Raw genomic sequence first — 8,704 nt, 5'->3', positions numbered from 1 at the left:
GTGTTGGGGTTTTTGGGTGGTGTTTGGGTGGTGGGGCTTAAGCGGGGGTTTTTCAAGCGGAATCATTGTAGCGGGATTTGGTTAATTTAGTGAAAAAAGTGTAATGAAAAAGGGTTGAAGCATAAAATCAACCACGCTATACACAGCAAGTAGTAATATATACTAAAAATTATCCAAAAATCACTACATTATCCACAAACTATCTATAAACTTTAGCTACAATCAGCAAACACTCTGCCAAATCTAAAATCCCAATAACCATAAAACACAATCCCACACAAATCCACCCCATAAGGAAAGCGCAATGCTTAGCACCACAAAACGCGTTATAAAGACTTTGCCAAACTTTGCCAAAGCACACAAAAAGCCTAGCACAAGCACATACTTTGATGACACGGATTTTGGAAGCGTGGATTTTAGCAAAGACTTTGGAAGTGCCAAATCCATTTTTTCTCTTTTGCTCGCTATGTGTCTAGCACTTTTTGGGCTAAGCTCTTGCAGTGATGAGAGTGGGACAAATCCAAATAGCATAGATTCTATCAAAAAGCGAGGTGTGCTTATCGTAGGTGTCAAAGACGATGTCCCTCATCTAGGACTTCTAAACCACAAAAACGAAAAAATAGAGGGCTATGAAATCGATATATCAAAAGCCCTAACCAAAGAGATTTTGGGCGATGAAAATAAACTAAAACTTGTAACTGTAAACTACAAATCTAGGCAACCACTACTTGAAAATGGAAGTGTGGATTTAGTCATCGCTACTTTTAGTATCACACAAGAGCGCGAAAAATTGCTCCATTTCTCAAAGCCTTATTATGTCGATTCTGTGGGGCTTTTGGTGCTAAAGGAAAAAGGCTACAAAAGCCTAGCCGATATGGAGGGTGCACGCATAGGTGTAGCCCAGTCCTCCACCACGCGCGAAGTCATCACCACCGCTGCCAAAAACGCAGGCATAGAGGTGAAGTTTAGTGAGTTCCCAGAATTCCCAGACATAAAAGTCGCGCTAGCTAGCGATAAAATCGATGCTTTTTGTGTGGATAAATCAATACTTCTAGGCTATGTCGATAGCAAAAGTGAGATTTTGCCCGATAGCTTTGAGCCACAAAAATACGGTATCGCTTCTAAAAAGTCCAATACCTCTCTAGCAAACTTTGTCGATGAGTTTGTAGAAAACAACGGCGAACTACTAGAAAATCTAACAAAAAAGTGGAATCTAAAATAAGGCAAAATCTAGCCTAAATCCTACAATCCCCAAAAGCTAGCAAATATCGATTTTAGCTTGCTACTATGCTTTAGCCACATAGCAAAATCTAGCAAGATTTTAGAAATCTTTACGCGCAATTAGCCACTATGCTTTTTGTGTTTTATTTTGTGTCTCATTGCGCTTTTTCCCTCCAAGACTCATTGTCCGCATAGCGTTCGCCAAAGCTAGCAGTGCCACGCCCACATCGCAAAACACCGCTTCCCATATAGTCGCCCACCCAAAAAGCCCAAGAACGACAAACACAGCCTTTACCCCAAGCGCAAAAGCGATATTTTCATAGATGATAGTCTTTGTCTTTTTGGCGATTTGTATTGCGCTTAGGAGAGATTCTAGCGAGTTATTTAGAATGATGACATTTGCATTTTGCTGACTTATATCACTGCCACTTCCCATAGAGATTCCCACATCGGCTAGGGCAAGAGTAGGCGCATCATTGATACCGTCCCCTACAAAGCCGACTTTGTGCTTTTGGTGCTTGATTTTAGATTGCAAGCTAGGTTGCGTGCTAGATTTTAGACTAGATTGGGGTTGCGTGCTAGGTTGTAGATTGGTTTGTAAAGTCGCTTGCAAGTCATTTTGTGCGCTAGACTTTGCTCCCAAAGCACGCGCTTTTAGCTCGCCAAATTTCGCCGCTTTGTCTTGTGGCAATAGCGAAGCATAATACTCCACACCAAGTATGTCCCCCACCGCTTTGCAAGGCGTGAGGGTATCTCCGCTAAGTAGCACGGGCGATATGCCTAGTTTTTTTAGATTTTGCACTACTGATTTTGCTTCCTGCTTTAGCTCATCGGAGATGATTAGATAGCCTAGATACCGTTTTTCTACGGCGATATGCACCACGCTGCCTTGTATATCACAAGTATTGTGCGGTATGTCAAATTTGTGCAATATCTTGTCATTGCCTGCGATGATTTCGATATTATCACACCTAGCACGCACACCTAGCCCTGATAGCTCCTCATACTCGCTTATGTGATGAGAGTGCTTGCTTTCTTTGGCTAGTCGGTGGTATTCTTTTTTTATCGATTGGGCTATGGGGTGAGAGGACAAATCCTGCGCACATAGCGCGTATCCTAGCAACTCCATTTGAGAGATTCCCTCTTGTGGGACGATTTTGGTAACTTTAAACACACCTTTTGTGAGTGTGCCTGTTTTGTCAAATCCTAGCAAGATAAGTCGACTTAGGGCTTCTAGGTAGTTTGAGCCTTTGATAAGCACGCCAATCCTAGAGCTAGCAGCAATCCCCCCAAAATACCCTATCGGCACAGACACCACTAGCGCACAAGGACAGCTTACCATTAGCACTACTAGCGCACGATATGCCCACTCTCTAAATTCAGAGCCAAACGAAGTATCAGCCTGCACAAACCCAAGCGTAAGCGGTGGGACAAACGCCACAAGAAGCGCGATAAAAAACACGACAGGCGTATAATACCTCGCAAAAGTGGTTATGAAATTTTCTGTGGGGGATTTTTGGCTAGAAGCAGAAGCGATAAGCTCGGTGATTTTGGCGATTTGGCTTTTGGCAAAGGGGCGTAGCACCTTTAGCCGTGCGACTTTGCCAAGTGCGATAGAGCCAGAGAGAATCTCCTCCCCCGCCTTAGCACTAAAGGGAAGCGACTCCCCACTAAGTGCGCTAATATCAAAGCTCGCTTCCTCGCTTAGCAAAGCACAATCCGCAGGAAGCATCTCCCCCACATATAGCAAAATCTCATCGCCCTCTTTTAAATCCTTTGCGTCTATGTCGGTGGTGTTTGTAGAATCAGCTTCATAATCAAAGCTAGGCATTTGGCTTGATTTTTGGCTAGATTTTGCCACGCTATGACTAGTGCTATCAAGTCTGTTAGCAAAACCACTAGAATCTATTCTATGCGCCTTTGGTAAATCAAAGCTAGAGAGTGCGTTTATGGATTCTTTGGATTTTTTGACACTTAGATTTTGGAGGTATTCGCCTGCGGAGAAAAATAGCATTATGCTTACTGCCTCTTCGCTTGCCCCTATGCAAAAAGCCGCCACAGAAGCACTTAGCATAAGCACATTTTCATCAAAAAACTCTCCCTTGCCAAAGCTATGAAATGCACCCTTTAGCACATTCCTGCCTGCTAGCACATAGATAGCCACCCACAGCGCATATAGCCCCACAAGCCAAAAATCCCCATTTAGCGCATTGCTATGCGCTGTGGCAAAAATCTCTAAAATACTTGGCTCTTCTTGCTCAAAATAATCCAAATACTTATGCTCAAACACAAGACTAGCCAAAAACACCACGATAAGCCCCGCAAGCATAACTAGCTCGGCATTAAACCACTCATATAGATTTTTGGTTTTTGATTGTGTGATTTGCACTTGTGGCTCGATTTTTGCTATGCAGGATTTTACCTCCTCCAAATCATCACAATCAATCATAAGCGTATCACTTGCAAAAGATATTTTTGCTTGCCTAACTGTCGGTAGCGCATTTAGCGCGTTTTCTAGCTTGCTAGCACAATTTGCACAATCAAGATTTTGTATTTTGTATGTAGTCATTTTTATCCCTTAAAATTTGGCAGAATCCTTGCTAGATTTAGCTAAGCAGATTCTAGCTATTAGAAAATTTTGGATACTATCACAAATTAAGTTAATTTGCACAAGTTAAGTTAATTTGTAGTTTGATTCTTAGTAATGTAGTTACAAATCACAATATAAGGAATTGCAATGGCAGATTCTATCCCAAGCAAGCGCAAAATCATTAGCCGCATACACAAGCTACAAGGGCAGCTAAAAGCCATAGAAGAAGGTGTCCAAAACGATGATGAGTTTTTCAAACTTTTGCAACAAATAGGCTCGATAAAAGGCAGTGCTCACGGACTATATAGCGAAATGATAGAAGCACATATTGATGAGTATTTCCTAAACGCTAGCACACAGCCTAAGCGCGAAAAAGAAGCAAAAATCATCGCTAGCTTGCTAAAAAGCTACATAAAATAGCCTTAAGCCCTGCTAACACAAGTAGCAAAATTTTTTTACGCATTGATAAACGCGCTCGCTTCTCTATCTCAAGAGCACACCAAAATCACCGCTTGTCTTTACTTGTCTTTATTTGTCTTTGCGAGATTTTTGGGTTTGTGGGGGAGGTTTTGCGTGATTTTGCGCAAAATTTTGCTGATTTTGTTTGCTTGAGATATTTTGGTTTTGGCAGTTTTTGCACAGATTGCGAGATTTGCTTGCTTTAAGCCCTATGGATTTTGCTGTGGTGGGATTTGGTCTACTTGCTTTATCTGTGGCAAGTGTGGATTTTCCACAGAATCATTATCAATTACCAAAATCCGCATATTGACATTTTTCTTTCGATAAGTTTTTAGCTCATTTTCTAAGTATTCTATGCGCTTATTGCGGTTTTCTAGGATTTCCTCGCTTTGCTCTCTTTGGTAGTCTAGCACGGCTTGGGCTTGCTTTAGCTGTATTTCTAGATTGCCCTGTCTATTTAGCGTATCTACATAGCTATCCCACATCAAAAAGCACACGACAAACACCATACCAAATGCGCATAGCACGCTTATGATGATGGGCTTTATCATATTTGGATTTTTGTGTCGCCAAGAGCGATTTTGTGAGGAATGATTTTGCCAAGAATGCTGTGGCTTTTTTTGCATTTATCCAAGTCCTTAAACGCAACATATCTAGCAACTCTAGACTTGCCAAAATTTAGCAAAAGTCTTTAGGCAAGCTAGGCTACTTCATAGACACTAAGCGTTTATCGTTCCTAAATGCAAATACTTCTTGAAAAAATAATGAAATACCGACAAAAATTACAAAAACCCAACACCAAAATACACATAATTTGCAAAAACTTTACAAATTTTACTTAAGTTTTATTTAAGTAAAATTTTACAAGCGAGATTTAGCGCACACTAGCACCCACAAATCACACCCCCAAAGCACGCTAGCATACACCAAATCAAGCCCAAATCACACTAACGCACACTGGCCAGCTATCGCACTACCTTTTGTGCTAGCACAGAAATATCGCTTAGATTGTGTGCTTCATCGCTTTTGGTAGATAGCTTTGCAGCGATTTGGCAAATCTCCTCAAAGCTATATTTGTGATGATTAAACACAATCACACTCACGCTATCCCCCTCTTGCAAAAAGCGATTCTCGCCTTGCTGTGTGTATCTTGTCGCACCGATAGCCACTATTGCCTTACTAGGGTAGCGCGACTCCTCTAGCACACTAGGCAAATCCTCTAGCACACCAAAATCCTCTTGGGTGTTTAGCTTTTTTATTGTCCAAGAGATTAGCTTCTCATAGAAGTAGCTATATGTGCTAAGCTCGCTAAGCTCGCCGTATTGCTCTAGCTTGCCACCACTCTCTACAAACGACACGATAGAGTAGTCTTTGCACGCTCCATTTGGGCTAAACTCATCAATAGCGATTTTTTGTGAGCTAAAGCCTTTTGAGCCTTTTGAGAAATTCTTTTTCAAAGAGAGTTTTTTTGCTTCTTTGTCATTGCGCACAGAGGCGTCATTAAACGCCATAAAATAGCGTGGAATCAGCGATTTTACACGCTTTTTCCCACTGCTCTCATCATACACTATATCACATTCTAGCCCTACTTCGGCTTCTGCTTGGACTAGCAGGCTTGTATCATTTGGTAGCACCACCGCCCTATCATCAAAGCAAAATCTACCAAGCACGCCACTAGAGTTTGGCACAAAAAATGGGAAAATCCCTTTAGGTGCGCACTCCTCATCGCCTATGATACAAGCAAAATCCCCCGCTTCTCCCGCTTGCTCAAGATGATTTGCAAAATTGCCCGCTAATCCTAGCCCTAATACCTTGTCTAAATCCTGCATCACACTCTCCTTAAAGTCCGCGCTAAACGCGCTAAAATGCAAAATCCTCCACCAAATCCCCTGCCAAATCTCTACAAAATCCCCCACCAAAATTCTATAAATTCTCTACCAAAATTTCTAGCACCTAAAATTAAGGCGGAATTTTACCAAACATTTTCAAAAACTCCCCCTTAAGCGATAATAATTTAAGTAAAAAGTGTAAAATACTCCCAAAAATACACATTTTAGACAAAATCAAAACCCACCACAAAAGAGAAGTAAAAATGAAAGAATTATTTGAAGGAGCGATAAAATTCCAAGAAGAGGATTTTATCGAGCATAAAGAACTGTATGAAAGCCTAAAAAAGCACCAAGAGCCACACACGCTTTTTATCTCTTGTGTGGATTCTCGTGTCGTGCCAAACCTCATCACAAACTCTGACCCCGGGGACTTGTTTGTCATTCGCAATATTGGCAACATTATCCCCCCTTATAAAGAATCCCAAACCTTGCGTGAGGGCTACCTAGCCACCACCTCCGCGATAGAATACGCCCTTACGATTTTGGAAATCAAAAATGTCATCATCTGTGGGCATAGTAATTGTGGCGCGTGTAGCGCGATATATGAGCCACCTGCCAAGCTAGAGCAAACCCCCTATGTCAAAAAGTGGCTTACCCTCCTAGAGCCTGTCAAAGACAAAGTCCTAGCCCAAAATCCAACCTCAAGGGCAAAAAAAATCTGGCTTACCGAGCAAATCAATATCGAACAACAGCTAGAAAACCTTATGAGTTATCCATTTGTGGAGGAGAGGTTTGATAGAGGCGAGCTTAGAATCTTTGGGTGGTATTACATAATAGAAACAGGAGAAATACTAAATTATAATATGATTACAAGGGAATTTAAGGCTATCACACCCAAAAGCAAATAAACAAAACTACATAGCCAAAACTAAAAAGATTCCCCCATAAAATCCAAACAATCTAATTCAAAGGAGCAAAAATGGCAAATACAAAAAACAAACTTATCTTAATGAGCGGTCCTTGCGTGATAGAGAGCGAAGCGCAACTTTTGCGCATAGCAGAGGGCATAGCTAAAGTAGCAAAAAACCCACAAATCGACTTCTACTTCAAAGCTAGCTTTGACAAAGCAAACCGCACAAGCCTAGATGCCTATCGCGGACCGGGACTAGAAAAGGGACTAAAAATGCTAGAATCTATCAAAAAAGATTTTGGCTACAAAATCATCACAGACATTCACGAATCCCACCAAGCCAAGCCCATAGCAGAAGTCGCAGACATTATCCAAATCCCTGCATTTCTATGCCGACAGACAGATTTGGTAGTAGCAGTGGCAAAGACAGATTCTATCATAAACATAAAAAAAGGGCAGTTTATGAATCCAAAAGATATGCGCTACTCCACGCTAAAGGCACTAAAAACGCGCGATAGCTACCTGCAAGAAGCTAGCTTTGAGGAATCATATAAGCACAAAGTATGGCTTACCGAGCGGGGAGCTAGCTTTGGCTATGGCAATCTTGTCGTAGATATGCGCTCGCTTGTGATAATGCGCGAATTTGCCCCTGTGATATTTGATGCTACTCATAGCGTGCAAATGCCCGGAGCAGCAGGAGGCAAAAGCGGTGGGGATAGCTCATTTGTCCCATATCTCGCGCGAGCAGCGGCAGCTGTGGGAGTAGATGGGTTTTTTATGGAGACGCACTATGACCCTGCAAACGCCCTAAGCGATGGCGCAAATATGGTAGCACTTGACAAGCTAAGCGGGCTAATCGATGAGATTTTGGCTATCCGCGCAAGTTTGGAGCGCACTAGCTTGGAAAATAAATCCTAAGCACGACACTAGCGCGACACTTAGATAAGCCAAATACCCAAGTCCAAATCGCACAAAGCCAAAATCTAAAGACACGAATTTATGCAGTTTCTCTATGTCAAATCCTGCGGGGAGCACACACTTACCATAGATGGCGAAGCATTTGCCCACCTCTGCCAATCTCGCAGGGCAAAGGTAGGCTCTACTCAAGCCTTGCGAAATCTGCACGATGATACACTCTATACCTACCGCATAGAATCCATATCACGCAAAAGTGCCACCCTACTCTTAGAATCTAGCCAAATCCTGCCAAATACCCCACAGCACTTCTCTCATCTCATTTGGGCGATGACCACCCCGCAAACGATTTACAAAGCCCTCCCACACCTAAACGAGCTAGGCTTAGGCAAGCTAAGTTTGTATTTTGGGCGATTCTCTCAAGGTGGTGCGCGACTTGATGAGGGGCGCATAGAGCGCATACTCATAGAGTCTTGCCAGCAGTGCGGGCGAAGCTCACTATACCAAGTAGAAATGCTAGATGATTTTCACTCTGCGCTAGAGTGCTATCCACGCGCTAGTGTGCTAGATTTTGGCGGGGAAGTCTTGCAAACAAGAGCGCAAGCCATAAGCGCACTAAAAGAGGGGGTTTTTATCGGTGCAGAGGGTGGGTTTAGCACGCAAGAAAGAGAGGCTTTCGCAGCGCAAAATCGCAAAATCTATGGAGTGGATAGCACGCTTATCCTGCGCTCACAAAGTGCAGCTATGGCTATGCTCGCCAAAGGAATCTAAAAATAGATT

Annotated in this window: 8 protein-coding genes; 5 read left to right on the top strand and 3 right to left on the bottom strand. The window is 42.5% G+C overall.

Annotated features, from left to right (window positions below; genetic code table 11):
• The first annotated feature begins 466 nt into the window (after positions 1-466).
• Positions 467-1,222 (top strand): transporter substrate-binding domain-containing protein, encoded by a 756-nt coding sequence (locus CQA40_RS03390; protein WP_115519554.1) that lies wholly within the window; start codon positions 467-469, stop codon positions 1,220-1,222.
• A gap of 126 nt (positions 1,223-1,348) precedes the next feature.
• Here the strand turns inward: CQA40_RS03390 and CQA40_RS03385 are convergent, their stop codons facing one another.
• Positions 1,349-3,790, bottom strand: a complete 2,442-nt coding sequence (locus CQA40_RS03385) for a heavy metal translocating P-type ATPase (RefSeq protein WP_115519542.1) — start codon at positions 3,788-3,790, stop codon at positions 1,349-1,351.
• 168 nt (positions 3,791-3,958) lie between these two features.
• Between CQA40_RS03385 and CQA40_RS03380 the strand changes: the two genes are divergently transcribed.
• Entirely contained in the window at positions 3,959-4,231 is a 273-nt protein-coding gene (locus CQA40_RS03380; RefSeq protein ID WP_115519541.1) for a metal-sensing transcriptional repressor, read from the top strand.
• A gap of 248 nt (positions 4,232-4,479) precedes the next feature.
• On the opposite strand, the gene CQA40_RS03375 is transcribed toward CQA40_RS03380, so the two are convergent.
• Together CQA40_RS03375 and CQA40_RS03370 are read right to left on the bottom strand one after the other, a co-directional pair.
• A complete protein-coding gene (locus CQA40_RS03375; protein WP_115519540.1) occupies positions 4,480-4,896 on the bottom strand; it encodes a hypothetical protein in 417 nt (138 codons plus the stop codon).
• Between the two features lie 339 nt (positions 4,897-5,235).
• Positions 5,236-6,186, bottom strand: coding sequence for a DUF5718 family protein (locus CQA40_RS03370; RefSeq protein ID WP_258864442.1), 951 nt, complete (start codon positions 6,184-6,186; stop codon positions 5,236-5,238).
• Between the two features lie 176 nt (positions 6,187-6,362).
• On the opposite strand from CQA40_RS03370, the gene CQA40_RS03365 reads away from it, so the two are divergent.
• From CQA40_RS03365 to CQA40_RS03355, 3 genes are all read left to right on the top strand, one after another.
• Entirely contained in the window at positions 6,363-7,007 is a 645-nt protein-coding gene (locus CQA40_RS03365) for a carbonic anhydrase (protein WP_115519539.1), read from the top strand.
• 71 nt (positions 7,008-7,078) lie between these two features.
• Positions 7,079-7,927, top strand: coding sequence for a 3-deoxy-8-phosphooctulonate synthase (kdsA, locus tag CQA40_RS03360; protein WP_115519538.1), 849 nt, complete (start codon positions 7,079-7,081; stop codon positions 7,925-7,927).
• A gap of 81 nt (positions 7,928-8,008) precedes the next feature.
• The gene (locus CQA40_RS03355) at positions 8,009-8,695 is read left to right on the top strand and encodes an RsmE family RNA methyltransferase (RefSeq protein WP_115519537.1); all 687 of its coding nucleotides are present in this window, start codon (positions 8,009-8,011) and stop codon (positions 8,693-8,695) included.
• The last annotated feature ends 9 nt before the right edge of the window (positions 8,696-8,704 follow it).

The sequence above is a fragment of the Helicobacter sp. MIT 01-3238 genome (assembly GCF_003364135.1).
Classification (GTDB): domain Bacteria; phylum Campylobacterota; class Campylobacteria; order Campylobacterales; family Helicobacteraceae; genus Helicobacter_B.
This window is presented reverse-complemented; position numbering and strand designations above follow the sequence as displayed.

Excerpts from the sequence above, each read along its gene's own strand:
- CQA40_RS03390 (WP_115519554.1), top strand. The coding sequence starts at position 467 with ATGTGTCTAGCACTTTTTGGGCTAAGCTCTTGCAGTGATGAGAGTGGG.
- CQA40_RS03385 (WP_115519542.1), bottom strand. The coding sequence starts at position 3,790 with ATGACTACATACAAAATACAAAATCTTGATTGTGCAAATTGTGCTAGC.
- CQA40_RS03380 (WP_115519541.1), top strand. The coding sequence starts at position 3,959 with ATGGCAGATTCTATCCCAAGCAAGCGCAAAATCATTAGCCGCATACAC.
- CQA40_RS03375 (WP_115519540.1), bottom strand. The coding sequence starts at position 4,896 with ATGCAAAAAAAGCCACAGCATTCTTGGCAAAATCATTCCTCACAAAAT.
- CQA40_RS03365 (WP_115519539.1), top strand. The coding sequence starts at position 6,363 with ATGAAAGAATTATTTGAAGGAGCGATAAAATTCCAAGAAGAGGATTTT.
- kdsA (WP_115519538.1), top strand. The coding sequence starts at position 7,079 with ATGGCAAATACAAAAAACAAACTTATCTTAATGAGCGGTCCTTGCGTG.
- CQA40_RS03355 (WP_115519537.1), top strand. The coding sequence starts at position 8,009 with ATGCAGTTTCTCTATGTCAAATCCTGCGGGGAGCACACACTTACCATA.